We start from the raw sequence: 18,711 nt of genomic DNA, 5'->3' as shown, positions 1-18,711 counted from the left end.
GAAATTTGGTAAGTTGGGGCTATTTGAACTTAATTACAGTCAGAAATAAATAACCCTTCATTGTACCAGAAAATATTTATGCAAGAGTTCTATTGAATAGCATTGACATTACTCGTTGACCTACTAAACGGAGTAGTTTAGCTAGTGAGGCATCTACAAGTTTCACATTTTCACTTAGCTTCATATATTAAGCGATCGCTCATCCACAGACTGCTTTTGACCACACCCGCTATGGACTGATTAAAAAATATCGGATGGATCGGCAGTTTGGAGTTTGCGAATCGAGAATGTTGCTGAAACACAACACATTGTTGCTGTCAAAGCTAACACAAAAGCAGCACGTCCGATCGTCATTGCCATCGGCAATAATGTAGCTTGACGAGTTATTTGATAAAAACCAAGAGAAAGCACCAAACCAGGGAGAAAGCCCATTGCTGCCAGGATTAATGCTTCTTGAAAGACTACAGAAAGGAGATAATTATTATCAAAGCCGATCGCTTTGAGGGTAGCATACTCTGATAAATGGTCAGACACATCGCTGTAAAGAATCTGGTAGACAATCACTGCACCGACGATAAAACCAATTACAGCACCTAGATCGAAAACATAGCCCACAGGTGTACTTGCATTCCAAAAACCCTGCTCTCGCTCGATGAACTCTTGCTTCGACAGCACTCGTACATCGTCTGGCAGTCCTGCTTTCAAATTTTTCATAACCTGTGCTAAATTAGCTCCTGGTTCTAATTGAATCACACCTAACTCAATCAGACCTTTTTCTCGCCGTCGACCAAACAGACGTAGGAAGTTGAGATCGCTGGTAATTAAATGACCGTTAACTCCAAAAGATGTACCTAGCTCAAATAAGCCAACTACTTCTACCTCACGATTTTCGATCTCAGTTTTGAAGGGCCCAGTTTGTTGGAACATTTGAGGAATTGGCCCAAATTCTTTCCGCGCCCCTTTATCAAACATGACAGTATCAGGAAATTTCAACTTGTCTAGATTGGCCTCTACTGAAGGTAGCATCATCACATTGCCATCTGGGTTAAAGCCAATGATAAACATATTCCAAATCTGCTTATTGACTGGATTCTTCCACTGAACGTAGTCCAAATAAATGGGAATAACTGCTCGCACACCCGTGTAGCCAAGTGCCTGATATAAACGCCGTTCTGTAAATTTATCTCTAGAAATTAACGATCTGTAGCGATCGCTAATTAAAAAAACATCACCTTTTAAACTAGTTTGAATCTCTACCGCACCTTCAAATAAAGCACTGCGAAATCCCAACTGTAAAAACATGAGGACATCGGCAAAGGTAATACCAGCGATCGCCACCAGCATTCTAGCTTTCTCTCTCGATAATTGCAGCCAAGCTAAAGGAATTCGTCGTCTCATAGAAAGATAGCTACTTTGACCTTCATATTCGTAAACCCAGCTACCTTCTGACTATCTGTTGGAGTTAAGCGAATTTTCACTTCAACAACACGAGAATCAATATTGGCAGCCGGATCGGTATTCAAAACATCTTTTTTCGCAACTTCCAGTCCTAGTTCGTCCACCACACCTCGTAATGCTTCAGTTAGAGAACCACCGCTGACATTAGTAATTGTGGCTTGCTGACCTTTGTGGACTTTTGGTAAATCGCTTTCGTAGACTTCGGCGATCGCATACATTTGGTTGGTTTGTCCCAGTGAGACAATACCTTTATTGCTATCAACAATCTCACCTTCCCATGTGTGGATCTTCAAAATCTGTCCCGGCCTTGATGCCCGTACATAGGCGAGATCCAACTCTGCCTGAGCCTGTTTTACTATAGCCTTAACGTTGTTAACCTCGGTTTGCGCTACTCGGACATCTATCGGACGGACTTCAGCAATGCGATCAAGTGTAGCTTGAGCTTCTTTGACTTGTTGAGTCAATATTGCAGTCGTTTGGTAAAAATTAATTTTAGCTTCCTTGAGTTGTTGGGCAACAGTCTGAAGAATCAAGCGTTTGCTATCACGCAACGAAGCAGAGACAGCACCATCTTGATAGAGTGACTCGTAACGCTGATATTCGAGTTGGGCATTTTCCACCTCTGCCTCTAAACGTGTAACATTTGCTTTCTTCGCAGCAGTATCTTCACGTAGCTGCACTTCAAGTCTGGCAATCACTGCCTTTTGAGCCTGAATTTCTCCAATTTTGGCACCAGCTTTAACTTGATCCAATTGGGCTTGGGTAACTGCTAATCGTTGCATTGCTTGCTCTACAGCAGCTTGGAGACGAGGACGTGAATCCAAAATGGCGATTACCTGTTTCTTTTGTACCCAGTCTCCTTGCTTCACTAATAATTGATCGATTCGGCTACCTTGACTCGAAGCAGTTAGCTGAATAACTTCTCCTTTTGGTTCCAGTCGTCCTAAGGCTGTAACTGCCTTGACTGGGGGATCTGTAGCTAGGGGAACAGATGATGATTCGAGATTAGGCTTTGAGTGTAAAATGTTGGAAATAATCCTGAGGCTAGTAATGCTGGCGATTAGAGCGAGAATTGCGATCACTATATATAGCCACGGAAATTTAGAGGATTTTTCAAAAACCTTCATTATTACCTTTTAGAAGTGAGTTTGTTCACTTACGCTCACGAAAAAACAACATTCTAGCCTGATTAATCCGACAATTTACCAATTACTAATTACATATCACCTTGGAAACGCCCTCTTATAGAAGTTTTCAAGTAATTGAACTACAAAACTTTCCATCTCACTCGTAGGCTATGATACTTCCCGCCCAACCTCAGATAATATCTCTGAAAGCTTCACTTTCTGCCCAGAACAAGGAACTATCAATGTTTCCGAGTCAAAATGTATCCGAGGCGTTTTTATAATGTATGAAAGTGCTGTTAAATAAGGAAGTGAAACATATTCGTTTCCAAAATTTTGGCGTAAAGCTTGACTAACTAGAGGTGCAAACTGGTGACTCATATTTGGAAAAAGATGATGCTCGACATGGTAGCCAAAATTAAGATGCAAAAAAGCTAATACTGGATTAATTGTGACGCTAATTGTATTCTGCAATGGATGATTTACATCAGAATTAATCGGACGTAGTAAGTGTTGTGTAAGAATGTACGACACATAAATAAAGTTTCCCAATAACATCGGCAAGAAGATAATATAAAGACTTGCGCGATCGCCAATCATGATTCCAAGTAAAGTCCAAAATAAGATCATTAAGATAGTTTCAATTTTCGCTCTCAATCGCTGGAAGCCAAATTTATCTGCTAAATCTGAATCTGTCTTGTAAAACCAGAGTACATATTGTCCCTCAAGGGTGAATAAACAAAAAAAGCCAATGTAACTGAGCCAGTTATGTGTACCCGGAGTAAACATAGCTCTCAACCGAGTTACAGGACTTTTGGAGAACTCTTCAATTGTCCCAACAAAATCAGGATCTCGTTCATCAAAATTGGTATATCCATGATGGCACTGACAATGCCAAAATTTCCATGTTAATGGTGAAATTAGAAATGGAATATATCCTAGATAGCCGAGAAAATATTGCCCAAAATTGGATTGAAAAATTGCTCCATGTAATGCCTCATGTGCGATAAAACCCCATATTGTATATATTTGTCCAATGGCAATAGATAACAACAAGCAAACATAAAAAGGTGGAGAATACTGGATAATAATCCAGGAACAACCTATGATAATAGGTATCAATAAAATAGCAGCGATACCCCTCATTGGCTGTGGCTTAAATACATCGCTTGGCAATGATTCTCTAAGCTTATTTCTAATTGTGTGTAATTCCATATTTTTGCTTTTGTTTAACCCAAAGATTGCTAATTTTAACAGATACCAATACGGTTCGGTTAAGGCAAGAGATGCGATAAATCGTTTTCTCTACAAAGATGCGATAAATCGCCTTCTCTACTAAAGACGTGATAAATCGCCGTCTCTACAAAGGAATGATTATCTCAACAGAGAACCCTTTACTTCTCTGTCATCCATGCTATAACATCTGAAATTTGCGTTTTCTCCCCAGAAGAAGGATTTATCAAAGTTTCCGAATCAAAATATATCCGAGGAGTTTTTATGGCTGACAATAGGACTTTGAAGTAAGGAAGAAAAACATATTCATCAGCAAAATGTTCGCGTAAAACTTGACTAACTAGGGGAGCAAATCTTGGACTCATACTAGGAAAAAGATGATGTTCTACGTGGTAACCACCATTAAGATGAATAAAATCAATTATCGGATGTGCCGTGACGCTGATTGTGTTCCGCAGTGGATTATTTACATCGGAGTTAGTAGGGCGTAAAAAATGTTGTGTGACAATGTATGTCACATGAGAAAAGTTTGCTATTGCCATCGGCAAAATGATGATATAAAGACTTGCTTGAGCGCCAATCAGCACACCAAGAAAAGACCAAAATAAAATCATCAAAATAGTTTCAATCTTGGCTCTCAATCGATTGAATCCAAATTTACGTGCCAAATCTGAATCTTTCTCGTAAAACCAAAGCATGTATTGTCCTTGAAGTGTCAAACCACAAAAAAAGCCGATGTAGCTCATCCAGTTTTGTATCCCTGGATTAAACATGGCTCTCAAACGAGTTATAGGACTTTTAGAAAATGCCTCAATTGTTCCAACAAAATCGGGATCTCGTCCGACAAAATTAGTGTATCCATGATGACACTGGCAATGCCAGAATTTCCATGTTAATGGTGATATTAAAAATGAAGTATATCCCAAATAACCAAGGAAATGCTGACCAAAACTTGATTGAAAAATCGAACCATGTAGTGCCTCGTGTCCAATGAAATCCCAGATTAAATATATTTGACCAATAATAATTGATATCAGCATACATAAATACCAAGGTGGAGAATAATGGATAATGAACCACGAAAAACCTATGAAAACAGGTATCAAGAGAATAGCAACTATACCTCTCATAGGTTGAAGTTGAAAGACATCACTGCTTAAGGATTCTCGAACCTTATTTCTAATCAGATGTAATTCCATATTGTGGCTCCTATGTAATTAAAAAGTTACTATCTCGAGTTTGAATTTGACTTAATTAAATGCCTGAACTACATGTGGATAGATTGCCCAGCGTCGATGAGAAGAATACTGCCATTGATGCGTTTAACTTCTTCTCGCAGAAGATAGGAAACCATATCAGCAACATCTTCGGGCATACAAAGTTTGTTACCGAGTGAAATAGATTCCCAATAAGGAATTAGCTTCTCACTATCAGGCCATTTATTGATTAGTTCACCGTATACGGGGCCAGAACTAATACAGTTAACTTGTATGTTATATGGCTCGAATTCCATAGCGAGATATCGCGTTAATGCCTCTACCGCAGCTTTAATAGTAGCCATACAGCCAAAATAAGGAATGTAACGATGAGCCGCATTTGTAGAAAGAGTAATAATTTTTCCACCTCCTTGCTTCTTCATCAATTTGGCAGCACGTAGCGCTCCCTGGTGAAGTCCAATTACATTCGTATGAAATGCTTTTTCTAAATGTTCTACTTTAATCTCTTCTAAGGGAGCAAGCATTCCGTTAGAAGCATTGCTGATAAAAAAGTCAAGCCTGCCAAATTCAGCCTCAATTTTGTCAAAAAGTTGATGAAGTTGTGTTTCATTAGCCACAGATCCCCAAATATGAATAGCCTTACCACCATTAGCTATAATCTCAGCCGCAGTTTCTTCTCCATTAGCAGTGGAGTGAAAAGAATTAACAATAACAGTCGCACCCAATTCTGCTAGATGGTGGGCAATAACTTTACCTAAACCTCTTCCAGATCCTGTGATTAAAGCAATTTTGTGAGCTAATGGTTTGTTACTTTCTTGATATAGCGATGATACCAATGATTTTACCTGTTCATTAGCAACAGATAAGGATGATTGTGCAGTTTTTCCATTGCCATTAACTTCGGGTAAAGATAATTCAACTTTCACAGGAAAATCGTTGCTGGTAGGAGGAGCAGGTATAACAAACTGGCTAATAGCAACAGCAACATCAGAGATAGTGCGTAGTTGTTGCTGAGGAATATTCAACTGAGTCAGCGCGGGTAATTTGTAGTGTTCTCTGAGAACAGAAAATACTTCTCCGAGTTTGACAGAATCAATACCTAAATCTTCCTCTAAAGAAGCCTGTGCTTCTAAAATTTCCAGTGGATAACGAGTAACTTCAGCAAAGACACGTTGTACATTAGTCAATACAGATGTTAAATCGGAGATAACAGGTGATGAGATTGGCTCTAACTGATGATTAGGAATTGATGATGGTTCAATGGAAGCAGATACAACAAATTGGCTAATAGCAACAGCAACGTCAGAGATAGTGCGTAATTGTTGCTGAGAAATATTCAACTGAGTCAGCGCGGGTAATTTGTAGTGTTCTCTGAGAACAGAAAATACTTCTCCGAGTTTGACAGAATCAATACCTAAATCTTCCTCTAAAGAAGCCTGTGCTTCTAAAATTTCCAGTGGATAACGAGTAACTTCAGCAAAGACACGTTGTACATTAGTCAATACAGATGTTAAATCGGAGATAACAGGTGATGAGATTGGCTCTAACTGATGATTAGGAATTGATGATGGTTCAATGGAAGCAGATACAACAAATTGGCTAATAGCAACAGCAACGTCAGAGATAGTGCGTAATTGTTGCTGAGAAATATTCAACTGAGTCAGCGCTGGTAATTTGTAGTGTTCTCTGAGAACAGAAAATACTTCTCCGAGTTTGACAGAATCAATACCTAAATCTTCTTCTAAAGAAGCCTGTGCTTCTAAAATTTCCAGTGGGTAACGAGTAACTTCAGCAAAGACACGTTGTACATTAGTCAATACAGATGTTAGCTCAGAGGTAGTAGATGATGACTGAATATTTTGTATCAACACGATAAGTCTCCTAGTATTTGAAGGAATTTACTTACGAAGTGAGTTATTTAATTAACTGTCCAAGTTTACCCATTACTACAGATGTGGCTATATAGACAAAACCCACCGACCTGGATTAAAAACCCTTAATTTCGTGTTAGTCCACTAAAGAGATTTTGTTTGTGTAGTAGCGAATTATCTTCGCCTAATACTTTTAAAACATTCTCTAGCTGAGTATCGAACTCAAAAGCCACCATACTCAGTACTAGATTTGGTATGATGATGAATGCAGCATGGGGAGCAAATGTAGATTTTGCATAATGAAACTGAAGTTTCAAAATGTGCAGTTGGGAATTAAATTCTATCTCTGGCAGATGTTTTGATATAGGAAATAAAGATGCATCAATCTTGACTTCTAAGTTACCGAAATCGCAAATGTTACTTATTGGCGATCTACCTGTTTTCAAGTATGATTCTTTAAGCGTCCACAGCAATGTATATAGCTGAGGAATACTTAAGTCATCGTTTATTTGCTGCTGCACCCATAGTATTTCCTGTTTCGAGAAATAGGATTCGTAAAAATCTGGGCGGCGAGGAATAGCTTCTTCCACATCTAAGCCGACGGGCCCAGAACAACTAAGGTTAGCGATCGCCCAACCACCAGCATGAGAAATGGAAAGATATATTGTGGAGAGAATATTGCCTTGCCAAAATAACTGTGGCGCTCCTTTTAAGCTAGGGTTAGACGGCAATACTTCAATAGAGCGATATATAAGTGGTGATACTGTAGCAATATCATTGCATCCAAACTTTTGAATGGTTGGCGGCCAGACAAAGTTGGAGTTTGCAAGATGAGTATTACTCAGATAGCGGCTAAATAATAATTTGCAGACAAGTCTGGCAGCGAACCACTCGTAGCCCCGCCTGGAATGCTTAAATTGATGAAAATGAGCCAGTTCCTTTGGGGATAGATAGTCTTCAGCATGGATAGCTAAATCAGCACTGATATCAATGTGTATGGCAGCAATCTTAGGAAAGCATTGAGCGAATTCAGGTAAGTAAGTAGTTGATGGTGGCATGAGTGAGTTTTTTAGAAAGGCATCGCTTTGATTTTAGGTTTGATTTTTATAACCGAGCCAGTTGTATACTTTTCTGCAAACCGATTGCCTCCTCCATCAAAACCAGAACGCGATCGCTCGCATCCATCACTTGCAGCCAATCGCAATAAAGGGTATCTCCAGTCTTGTGAGAGTTGGAACCAACAAGAAACAAATCTTGATGCAGTTGATTGAGTTTCCAATCATTCAAATTCGGTGTCAGAGTAATTTTTTTCCATCCTTGAGGTACAAAGACTGCTCTGGGATCGTTAGTGTCGCCGCTACTGGTTGCTACTCGCAACATCGCATCAATTAAAATTGCGGGTGTGCAAAAATCAGATGTGAAATGTAATTGAGTTGTATTCTTTAATCGGAACTTAGCCCGTCTGCGATTAGATCCAATCACAATATTGTTAATACAATCAAAGATACCTTTGAGCCTCACAGGAGAGTTTGGGTTCATATACGGCTCTTGAATCATCTCTCCCTCAAACCCGTTCCAAGTACCATAACGACCTACTATCGGTTGGGTATTTGCAGCTAGGCGTATATCCATTTCACAATGAACACAATCTTTTTGTAGTAAAGTTCCATTCTTGTGAATAAAATCTGATAGTAACTTGACGTGGATGACAGTTTCATCATTGTTTTCTGCAACAATAATTACCTGGGTTTTGAGTAATATTTCTTGCTCGTTGAAAAATTTAATAAATCTCGAAAATTTACTATTTTCAATGGCGATCGGTTGCAGGTTTGGTCTAAGTGCTTGTGCTGCCTGTACTGCTAACTCTTGTTCAAAGGTTGCTGGCATGGTAGGAACATTATTTACAAGATGCTCTAATAGATAAGGAGCGGTTTCAATACTCACATACCACTGCCGTTCCTCGGTAAGTTTCTGACTATTTACAACATATTCTTGATGGGTAATTAAAATATTTTTCTCTGTTTCATTTCTTAGCTTATTTTCAACTTTTGCAAAACCATTGTTGAAGATTGAAGATAGATTATTTTCTGCTGTAACTACATCAATTTGATAGTAGTTTTTCTCACCCTCAGTTAATAGCACATTGATAGGTGCAGTAGCTTGTCCATTCAGCAGCAGAGAGAAAAGTTGTTGTCCTTCTTGAGCCTGAATTGCATGAAGTCCTCGTTCTTGAGACAGCACAGCATATTCCGAACCACGGGTCATACCAATACCTGCCCAACCCAGCCAAGCGATAGTTGACCAACTACCAGTCAGAAGAGAACTATCCATATAGGCTGTAAAGCGATTCATAAATTCATTAGCAGCTCCATAATCTGGTTGACCATCGTTACCAATGTAGCTAAATGCAGAGGTCAATAAATGGAAGTGAACTTTGTTATTTGGAGCATATTGACGGCAGGCATTGTACAGATTTTTCAAACCAGATAGTTTTGTGGCAAGAATACGTTGAAATTCAGTAAATGTACGCTTAGGCAAGAGTTTAGATGTTTGAATGCCAGCCCCATGAACTACGAGGTCAATTCGTCCATAAGTTTTGACTACTTTTGCTACTACCTGATTTACAGCTTCCACATCAGTGATATTGACATTGATATATTCAAACCGACCTGGCAGCGCTGACAAATGTTTGAGGGTATGATGAAGTTCGCGGGCAGCCTGATAATACTCTATCTGGGCTTTGAGTGCTGGCATTTTTTGCGATCGCTCGCGCATCAATTGTTCTTGGTAAAATTGACTCTCATACTGGGCAAAGTCAGCTTCATCTAGTTCCAAAACCTCGGTAGGCACAGATTTGAGATCAGTACGACCCAGTAACACTACGGTGCAGCCAAAGCGTTGCAGTACTTCTTCCATTAAAACTGCTGTTACACCCCGTCCACCGCCTGTAGTGATGACAACAGAATTTTTGTTGAGAACCGGAGTCTGGTCTTTAGTTACTTTCGGTAGAGACACCAGTTTGAAAATTTGGCGATCGCCATTCATGTAAGATACTTCTACTGGCTTACCTGGTTGAGAGTTTAACTCTGTATCTAACTGTTGCCAAGCATCTTTAATACTTGTCGTATCCGTGTTAACACTCTTGCAAGTACATTTTGGCAGTTCCCGAGCAACTGATTTCATAAAACCAGCTAGCAGACCAGTGTAAGGGCTAAGTTGTCCGGTTTTCCAGGCGTTCAGGCACAATGTTGTTAGGGCAGCGTTTCCAGTTTGTAGCTGGGGGTAAGAGTGACGGACAACTGCAAACAATAAGTTGAGCAAGGAATCCGAGTCATCTATTGAGATTAATTGCTCGTCGCTGATGGCATCGAGGTTTTTAATCGCCACAATCGTGTCGTAGCGACTAAAATCTAGTTGTTGAACTGTAGCTTTAATTGCATCCTCAGATGTGAGATCGATTTGGATAGCACCTGCTATCGCTTTGTTAGCTGGACAGGCAATTATGTAGTTCAAATCCTTTAGCATCTGAGTTTGAGCTAATGCTGTCCACAACTCAGGCTGGTCTGTTAAGAAGAGAATTTGCCTTTTTTGCAGGGGACGCGGCACATCGATTTTTTCCACAGCAGCCGGAAACAGAGAGGGCGTATAGAAATGGGTGGGCGTTTGATATAAGGTTTGAGAATTAATATCCTGTGTTCCTAAATATTGTTCGTTTGAAGTTTCTTGAGGAGCAAGGAAAGGCGATAAAGTTATTTGTCCGTGACTTGCAGAATCCCACTGAACTGCAACTACCTCACGGTTTTGACTAACACGCTCTACAGCTCGTGCAATTTCCACCGCCCCAGTAGCTCCATAGAAATCTATGGGAATGGTTGACCCCGCTACTTCAACAATAGATTCCTGAATTCCAGATGTATTGACATTCAAGATAGATAAGATGGGGAATCCGTGAGACTGTGCTATCTCAATTGTCGTTAGTGCTAACATACAGGCTGCTTCTCCTGTAGGCATATCCTTACCTGAAGTATGTGCCCCATGACCAACATAGCCATTGATGCTGCCAGTTAAAATGAGGTCACAGTCGTTACTCATCAGCATCAACTCCGCGATACGCAAGGCTTCTAGTAAGGAATCAATGCCTGCATCTATGACTATGTTAGGCCCGTTGAAATTAAACAGATTACACACTTGACCAGCAGTAATATTAGGCATTGAACCAATCAAGGTATATGGAGATGAGGGGAGATTGGCTTGCTCGATGGCAGTAAATAGCTTTTGGCAAAGACGCTCAAAATCAATATCTGATTGTGAGAAATGTGCAGGCTTGGACTGTAAAAGCCTCCGCAGCCGATCTAGAAACAGGCGCTCATTGGCGGTAATGCCTCGACCAGTTTTCCCAGGCATCCCAATTACAACTCCAGTTTTACTTTGCAGAGCTAAGGCTTTTTCTCCCAGACCTCGGAGTGCTTTTTCAGTCGCCATCACACTGAGATACTGACTGGCATCCATGCGATCTGTCACATCAGGCAATAGCCGTCGCTTGACTGGCAATTGCAATGCCTCTCGCTCAAACCCCTTGACTTGAACATCCGGGACATTTTCTTGTAGCCCCTTTAATAATGATGGAAATAAAGTGCCAATTCCTACTAAGGCTAGTGGCCTACGTACAGAATGAGTATTCGGTCTAGAACTTTGACAAAACTGCTGATGGTAACTAGCATCATAAGCTTCAATAATTAAGTTGGCGTTAGTACCTCCAAAGCCAAAGCCATTTACTGCTGCACGGCGGGGCTGTCCGGCAATGTTATTTGGCCATGGTAGTGGTGTTGTCGGGATGGCTAAGGAGGAACCTTGGAGTTCAATATCTTTATTGGGCGATTGGTAGTTATACTGAGGTGGAATAGTTTGGGCTTTTAAAGCTTGGCAAACTTTGATAATCGAAGCTGTTCCAGCTACCCAGCCAGTATGACCAATCAAAGCTTTGACACTACCCAAATAAATTGGCGGTAAATTTGCTTCTCGTTTGTCGAATACCTCAGACAGCGACTTAAACTCTGTACCATCGCCAACTGGTGTAGCGGTTGCATGGGCTTCAATGTACTGAATCGTATTCGCATTTATCTGGGCGTTCTCACAAGCTCGCTGACATGCTAGTACTTGACCGACTTTAGTGGGTACATTCACAGCAGTACTCTTACCATCACTTGATGTCCCAACACCCCGGATGATGCCGTGGATGTGGTCTCCAGCAGCGATCGCATCAGGTAAGCGTTTGAGTGCTAAGATAGCGGCTCCTTCGCTGAATACTACTCCATCTGCGGTAGCATCGAAGGGACGGCTACCTGTAGCGGAAAGACCTTTGAACTGAGCAAATAGACAGTTCATCGCTACTCCGGGTGCGAATACACCCCCCGATAGTACTAGGTCGCTTTCATGGTTTTGTAGTAGTTTGATGCCGATGTCAACGGTGTAAAGGGAAGAGGCACAGGCTGCATCTAAAAGTAAGGTTTTTACATTATTCCCTAAAAATTTCTCGACTACGCGCTTGTAACAAAGGTCAGGTGCGAGAAATTCGTGTTCTCCACTTTTACGTCCTAGCAGCGTTTCTAGAGAATTGCTAAAATCCGCACGCAACTGCTCTGATTCGTCGAGTTGCTCAACGAAGTACTTTAAGCTTTCAGCAAACAGAGCTTCATCGTACTCTTTGATGCCGTCAGCCGTGGAGCCAAGGAGACAATGCACTTTTTTGGTAGCAGATACTTGCTGATGAATGGGATTGAGACACTGAGCTAATGCTTTGGCAAGTAACTGCTGACCTCTTGTCAACTTGTTGAATTCTTCCAGGCTATACGGTATACCTTTTTCATATTCCACCTGATTGATTCTGCCACTGAGTAAAGTGTAGGTTTTCTCAGCAATCACAGATCCATCAGACATAAAGTCTGGTACTAAAAAGGGATCGATAAGGCCTAAATCAACAATTCCGCTGACTCCATCTTGAATATTTCGCCAGTATTCCTCTGGGCTATCTGCTCCAGGTAGCAAACAACCCATAGAAACAATAGCAATGGGAACGTTCGTGCCATTCGTGTCTGAGTCTGATGATAATGCTGCAAAGCTAAAAGTCGTTACTTCCCTATGCTCCATTTCCCATTTCCCATACTCAAAAGCTTCATCCACAACGGGACGGAGTTTTTCATTGATTTCTGGTGTCTGCTGTGGATGAGATAGCTGCCCAGAATATGCCTGTAGAATGTGCTGCAATCCTTGAATTATATTTTGATCGGGAGACATCACAGACTGGGCGATCGCTTCTGACTCAGATGGCAAGTTCTTTTGCACTAACTTTGTCAAGACTCTGCTTGCACCGCACTCGATAAACGAATGAACGCCTTGTTGCTGGAGTACTTTTACAGCTTGAGAGAAGTTAACGGCTTGAATGAAATGTGCAGCTAGAGTTTGGGGAAAATCAGTATTTGCACTGTAAAAAGCTTTATTTATTGGTGAATATACTGGGATTTTTGGTGCTTGGAATGACAAGTGCTGTAAACTTGAGCGGAAAGATTCAACTCCTGGAGCCAACAAAGCTGAGTGGAAAGGGTATCGGCTTTTGAGAAAAGTGCAAGCAATACCTTGGCGAACTAGCTCAGATTCAACCTGCTGGAGTTCTGTATGGATTCCAGACAAGACAATTTGCTGTGGATGGTTGATTACCGCTACTGTTAAAGCAGTTTTCTGAATGGCGTTAAAAAGTTCCGTTAACCGTTCCGCACCGCAGGCGATCGCCATCATACCACCAATATTGCTAGCAAAATTACGTAGAACTTGTATCCGTTGGCATACGATTTCGACGCTTGTCTTAAAGTCAAAAACACCGCCAATGGTCAAGGCGGCTAATTCTCCAAAGCTATGGCCGACCAAAATATCTGGGTGCAGTCCTTGCTCAATCAAAAGTTCGGCAATGATGATATTTGTCAATAAAATGCCTATTTGATCAAGGTCTGGACATTGTTGCAGCAAAAACTGATGTTCGTCATTGGACTGAGCTTGGATCAATCTTAAAAAGGAATAACCCAAATAACGTTGAGTTAATTCATCAGCCTTAGTAAAGAGCGGTCTTTTAGCAGGATAGCTCTGATAGAGAGTTTGTAAAATCTGGTAATCATAAGCTCCCTGACCGGGGAATGTAAAGACTATTTTATTTTGATCTAAAGGGTTTACTTTTGTAATATTGACTTTATCTAATGTTAAAAGATAAGTATCTACAATCTGCACTCCCGAAGGATCGTTAGCTAGATTCCGACTGGTTATGAGTTTAGCTAATTCACAGACTTCTGGTGTAAAAACATTCTTAATTTCCTTTCCACCTGCTACTACTTTTTCTGCAAACGGCGGATCTACCAGTCGTTCAATTAGACCAAAATTTTGCATTACATAATTAACTAGTACAGAGGGAATAGGAATCAGTTCACCTGTGATTCTGGAAGTGAATACAAGCACCTGATATCCACAACAAACAGGTGTTCCATCTTCACGAATCACCCGAAAACACAATCGAGTAGTAGACCTTGTTGGCTCATCAAAAGTTAGAAGAATAGCTACACGCTCACCCAGTCCTACAGGTGCCATATTCCGGCTATATCCTTGCTGGGTTAGAATTACAACATCTTGAAAAGTTTCTTTATCAAACAGTCCACCGAAAAAGAAGTGTTCCCGCGCCATACACTGAAATCGAAAGTTAGTCAGATAATGATGAGAACCATAGGCCATTGTGTCTTCAAAATGAATCTGATACGGAACAGCTATGTAGCTCATGCCTAACTCCTTTTAAAGCTTTACCAATCGAAAATATAAACAAGTATTTGAGAATTAGCAGTTTTGTTGAATATTATCAATTAGTCAAAAAAAATTGCTAAATTCACTTTGACTAAAAAATATCATCATTTCCCAAAAACATACATCAGGCAATGTCTATGACAAAATACCCGGCATAGCACTAATAAAAACTTGCGCGCCAGAAATTGAAATTATAGTAAACTTGGATATATTAATAGCTTTATTGCTTCGCTAATTACATCAGGGATTATATGGAACTTATGAATATTTGAATTTTAACCTAAGTATATAAATATTCCTTAATTTAGTCCTTAATAAATATTTGCAGATTTTCCAGAATAATTATTTTATGCATCCAAATAAGAGACTTCTAAAGAATAATTTATTCAATAAGTAGAGACACGGTAGCCTTAGGTACACTCACTGGATGGGCTGCTCAAAATTTGGGTGAAATCACGGAACAATTCGCAATTATAAATCAGCAAAAGCTTGGACTCATTACTGATTTAAGACCATGCTCATCAAAGATGAGCTTGTTAGCTTTGTAACCCAACGGTTCAGTTTGCAATTTTATCCATAATTGCGAACTGCGAATTGCGAATCGGTTTAATCCTTTACCTCACACATCAATTATTGCTGATGAAGCCAGTATGCTTGATTTATTTCTGGCTTACTCTTTGTTAAAAGCGATCGCTGATGATTCACAACTATTGCTAGTGGGTGATATTGACCAATTACCAACTGTGGGGCCAGGTCAAATACTATCTTGTCCAGAAGTATTTTCTTTTACAGAGTCGGAAGCTGGCTTTGGTTCACCAGATGCCCCAGGGATAACTTTTTTGCGTCTGGATGATGGTTTGTTCATTGCCCCACCTCCAGCGTGACAGCAGTCGAACGAATATTGAATTGTGTCATCATGAAATATAGTGTTTTTATTTATGCCCTCAACCTGTTTAAAGGATGGGGTTTTTCATTACTTTTTATATTTTGCACTGATGAAAGAATACTTTGACGAAAATCAGTCCAATAACACAGTTAACAAGAAAGACTCCAGAAGTCAGGAACCTGAATTCAATTCTGACTTCTAACTTCTGATAACTGAATTCAATTTTAGCTTATTCTAGAAATACCCTCTTCAACACACGGTTAAAACAACGGCTAATGCTTGATTATTTGACCGCGAGTATTGCATTTTGGATGACTTTGTTTGGAGTACAAGAGTCATTATTAGAATTTCGCCTGGGTTATCTTGGTCGCTACTGGTTTCTTGCGATTAGTGCTAGCTTACTCCTGAGCTTTTTGGTTTCTGCCCCAATTACTATCACGCTAATCATTAAATTTGCAGTAGATCCATTCACTTTCCCAGGCAATATTATTCTTTGTGCGATCGCTGCCGTCATCTTTGGTGTGATTCTCAGTTTGGCGCAGTGGTTGATACTTCGTCAAACCGAGATGACACCAAGAGTCTTTGCTCTGATCAATACAGTTATTGGAATTCTCGTCTACTTCCTACTAGTATGGCTCAATGAAGGTACTCTGGAGTGGAGCGGTAATCTCTTTGGCGGCTGGAAAACTGTAATAATATTTTTAGCTGGTGGTGCGATTACCGGAGCAGCCACAGGTAAGGCTTTGGACTTCTATTGTGAACGAGTGGAGCAGCGATTAATTCAGCTTGAAAAAGACAGGGTAGAAAGAGAAACCAGAGATAGAGAAAGAATAGAAAAAGCAAGGCAAGAAATAGAAAGGCAAGAAATAGAAAAGTTAGAAAGGGAAGCCCTAGAAAGAAAAAGGATCTCAAGAGAAATCGCTTTGGAGGAAGAAAGAAAGTGGTATGAAGAACATGGTGATGATGATTTCGATTATGAGGATGAAGATGATGAAGAATAATATCTTGGCTTCGTGTTATCAGTTATACAAGATACTACAATCTTAACCATACAATTGCTACTCAATCAGAGGATATATTTAATATGGATATCAAACACCCTCCTTTACTTGCACTGTTATCCCTTTCTATTATCTGTGTTGGTACAGCTTCCGTCTCTGCACTCTATTTACCAAGATCAACAGCACTACCACTAACTAAGGACAACCAAAAATCCCCATCAATCATCCATCTGAGTTTTTCTCTCAAAGATTTTACAAAAGTTTTTATTTTTTGGAATAAAAAGCTCTGGTATTGGTATTAATGTGCTAACACACTGATACACTGTTTGAAGTTCCCTGTCAGATTCAGTCTGGTGTTTACTCGGCTTTCTTTTGTTTTATGGAAATATATGACGTTGTAATTGTTGGTGCTGGTCCCATTGGATTAGCAACTGCGGTTGGCTTACGCAAGCGTGGTATTGAAAACGTTCAAGTCATCGATCAAACTCGCACCTTTCGTCAGTTCGGTCAAAGGTTGGATCTTCTACCCAATGGATTAAAAGCACTCAAACATTTAGATTCTAACGCTTACGAAGAGGTCAGGAAAACTAGCGTTAGGTTCTTTAATCCTCAACAATCTAATGATGATCAAACTGTCAAAAAAACTCAGGAACAAAAACCTCCAAAGACATCTACTAGATGGGTTTACAAAAATTTGCAGGGGCAGCTAATTCGGTCAATACCTCTTGGGTTCGACGACTGGTTTAAAGATTATGGGGAAGGTCGAGTGTCAATTCCTTGGTATGATTTGCAGACAATCTTAAGACATCTACTATCCCAGGAGCAGGTTCAAGTTAATCACCGTTGTATCAATGTTGTGGATGAACCAGAAAATCGGTGTGTCCGAATAGATTGCGTATCTGATACAAGCATAGAAGCCAACCCCTATGCTCATTGGGCAAACGAACATAAAAATTATGATACACCGTTCGATAGTTCAAATACTATCTCCCAACAATTAGAAACAAAATCGCTTCGAGCTAAGTTAATTGTTGCAGCAGATGGGATTAACTCTACAATTCGTAGAGTGATTTACAAAGATAGTCAATATTGTGACTTTGCACAGCCAGAATATTCAGGATTTACAGCAATATATTGTATGGAAATAGCTGATATCCCAAGTGAAATATGGGCAGAATTACAAGATAAATTCTTTCAAGACTCATCAATTGTAACACTCAGTAATGATCAAATATTTACTGAACAACCTTGGATAGAAAAACCAAGATTGATGTTATTTCGTAACCGAAGCGCTCAAGTTGGGTATATCATAACTCTGGCTTTGCCTTTGGATTTATTACAGGGTCAGTCTGGAAGTTCTTTGATTGATTTAGCTGTACAAGAGTTAGAGAAGGCAGACTTCCCTCACAGACTCAAGCAATTAGTGCGTATCTCTCCTCCTGCTAATATGCAGCAGCGTCCATATTACATTCATCGCGCTACCATTTCAGATTCTATCCAAATCAAGAGCAAAACTGACATTAATACTGAAGATTACCCTGTCAAATTTCAACCATCCTGGAGTAGTGGGCGAGTTGTATTGGTTGGTGATGCAGCACATGGAATGCCTCCGTTCACAGCTCAAGGAGCTAATCAAGGGCTTGAAGATGCACTAGCTATTGCAACGATTATTGCTAACATCGCTCTCGAAAATAACTGGGATGATTTGCAAGCTCTAGCCAGAGCCTTCGAGAAATATGAGCGGATTCGTCGCCCATTTGTGACATATATCCAAAAGGCAACATTGACAGGTTTCCCCCACTCGTCAAACGAAAACTGGCAAGAATATCACCAACAGGTGTGTTGCCGCAATTTTGACCAAATATTAGAAGCGTTGTTGTGAAATTACCTGTAATCAAGGTATAGTTAAGGCACAAATTGCTTTGCTATTAACTGGTGCAAATGGCAGCCGTTTCAGGAACTTATATTAGCTAACTGGACTTGATATTTTTCTCAGGGTTAGCGCATCTCAAACCCTATTGACAGTAGGATTCTAGGAGAGTGTTGAATTTGGGAGAGCCGCCGCCAAAACAGAAACCATATACT

Annotated in this window: 9 protein-coding genes and 1 pseudogene; 3 read left to right on the top strand and 7 right to left on the bottom strand. The window is 40.2% G+C overall.

Features of this window, described 5'->3' with window-relative positions; translation table 11 throughout:
* Nucleotides 1–240: 240 nt before the first annotated feature.
* The 7 genes from devC to V7L31_RS03585 all read right to left on the bottom strand — a co-directional run bounded on the left by devC (nucleotide 241) and on the right by V7L31_RS03585 (nucleotide 14,718).
* A complete protein-coding gene (devC, locus tag V7L31_RS03615) occupies nucleotides 241–1,398 on the bottom strand; it encodes an ABC transporter permease DevC (protein ID WP_334694986.1) in 1,158 nt (385 codons plus the stop codon).
* The gene (locus V7L31_RS03610) at nucleotides 1,395–2,585 is read right to left on the bottom strand and encodes an ABC exporter membrane fusion protein (RefSeq protein WP_334694985.1); all 1,191 of its coding nucleotides are present in this window, start codon (nucleotides 2,583–2,585) and stop codon (nucleotides 1,395–1,397) included. Before V7L31_RS03610 ends, devC begins: the two co-directional genes overlap by 4 nt.
* Before the next feature lie 168 nt (nucleotides 2,586–2,753).
* Nucleotides 2,754–3,797: a fatty acid desaturase family protein gene (locus V7L31_RS03605; protein ID WP_334694984.1), complete on the bottom strand. Its 1,044-nt coding sequence runs from the start codon at nucleotides 3,795–3,797 to the stop codon at nucleotides 2,754–2,756.
* Between the two features lie 179 nt (nucleotides 3,798–3,976).
* Nucleotides 3,977–5,014 carry a fatty acid desaturase family protein gene (locus tag V7L31_RS03600; protein ID WP_334694983.1) on the bottom strand — a complete coding sequence of 346 codons (1,038 nt, stop codon included), beginning with the start codon at nucleotides 5,012–5,014 and terminating at the stop codon, nucleotides 3,977–3,979.
* A 68-nt stretch (nucleotides 5,015–5,082) separates the two neighbouring features.
* On the bottom strand, nucleotides 5,083–6,903 hold the full coding sequence (locus tag V7L31_RS03595; protein WP_334694982.1) for an SDR family oxidoreductase: 1,821 nt from the start codon (nucleotides 6,901–6,903) through the stop codon (nucleotides 5,083–5,085).
* Between the two features lie 125 nt (nucleotides 6,904–7,028).
* Entirely contained in the window at nucleotides 7,029–7,961 is a 933-nt protein-coding gene (locus V7L31_RS03590; RefSeq protein ID WP_334694981.1) for a 4'-phosphopantetheinyl transferase family protein, read from the bottom strand.
* 46 nt (nucleotides 7,962–8,007) lie between these two features.
* Entirely contained in the window at nucleotides 8,008–14,718 is a 6,711-nt protein-coding gene (locus V7L31_RS03585; RefSeq protein WP_334694980.1) for an SDR family NAD(P)-dependent oxidoreductase, read from the bottom strand.
* Between the two features lie 629 nt (nucleotides 14,719–15,347).
* On the opposite strand from V7L31_RS03585, the pseudogene V7L31_RS03580 reads away from it, so the two are divergent.
* The 3 genes and pseudogenes from V7L31_RS03580 to V7L31_RS03570 all read left to right on the top strand — a co-directional run.
* Nucleotides 15,348–15,506 (top strand): annotated as a pseudogene (locus V7L31_RS03580) (AAA family ATPase); the annotation flags it as partial.
* A 394-nt stretch (nucleotides 15,507–15,900) separates the two neighbouring features.
* The gene (locus tag V7L31_RS03575; RefSeq protein WP_334694979.1) at nucleotides 15,901–16,626 is read left to right on the top strand and encodes a hypothetical protein; all 726 of its coding nucleotides are present in this window, start codon (nucleotides 15,901–15,903) and stop codon (nucleotides 16,624–16,626) included.
* Between the two features lie 379 nt (nucleotides 16,627–17,005).
* Nucleotides 17,006–18,508 carry an FAD-dependent oxidoreductase gene (locus V7L31_RS03570; RefSeq protein ID WP_334694978.1) on the top strand — a complete coding sequence of 501 codons (1,503 nt, stop codon included), beginning with the start codon at nucleotides 17,006–17,008 and terminating at the stop codon, nucleotides 18,506–18,508.
* The last annotated feature ends 203 nt before the right edge of the window (nucleotides 18,509–18,711 follow it).

The organism is Nostoc sp., from assembly GCF_036916655.1.
Lineage (GTDB): Bacteria > Cyanobacteriota > Cyanobacteriia > Cyanobacteriales > Nostocaceae > Nostoc.
Note: the sequence above shows the minus strand (reverse complement) of the source record. Positions and strands in the feature narration are given on the sequence as shown.

Coding starts and splice junctions, on each gene's coding strand:
- devC (WP_334694986.1), bottom strand. CDS start 1,398: ATGAGACGACGAATTCCTTTAGCTTGGCTGCAATTATCGAGAGAGAAA.
- V7L31_RS03585 (WP_334694980.1), bottom strand. CDS start 14,718: ATGAGCTACATAGCTGTTCCGTATCAGATTCATTTTGAAGACACAATG.
- V7L31_RS03610 (WP_334694985.1), bottom strand. CDS start 2,585: ATGAAGGTTTTTGAAAAATCCTCTAAATTTCCGTGGCTATATATAGTG.
- V7L31_RS03600 (WP_334694983.1), bottom strand. CDS start 5,014: ATGGAATTACATCTGATTAGAAATAAGGTTCGAGAATCCTTAAGCAGT.
- V7L31_RS03590 (WP_334694981.1), bottom strand. CDS start 7,961: ATGCCACCATCAACTACTTACTTACCTGAATTCGCTCAATGCTTTCCT.
- V7L31_RS03605 (WP_334694984.1), bottom strand. CDS start 3,797: ATGGAATTACACACAATTAGAAATAAGCTTAGAGAATCATTGCCAAGC.
- V7L31_RS03570 (WP_334694978.1), top strand. CDS start 17,006: ATGGAAATATATGACGTTGTAATTGTTGGTGCTGGTCCCATTGGATTA.
- V7L31_RS03575 (WP_334694979.1), top strand. CDS start 15,901: ATGCTTGATTATTTGACCGCGAGTATTGCATTTTGGATGACTTTGTTT.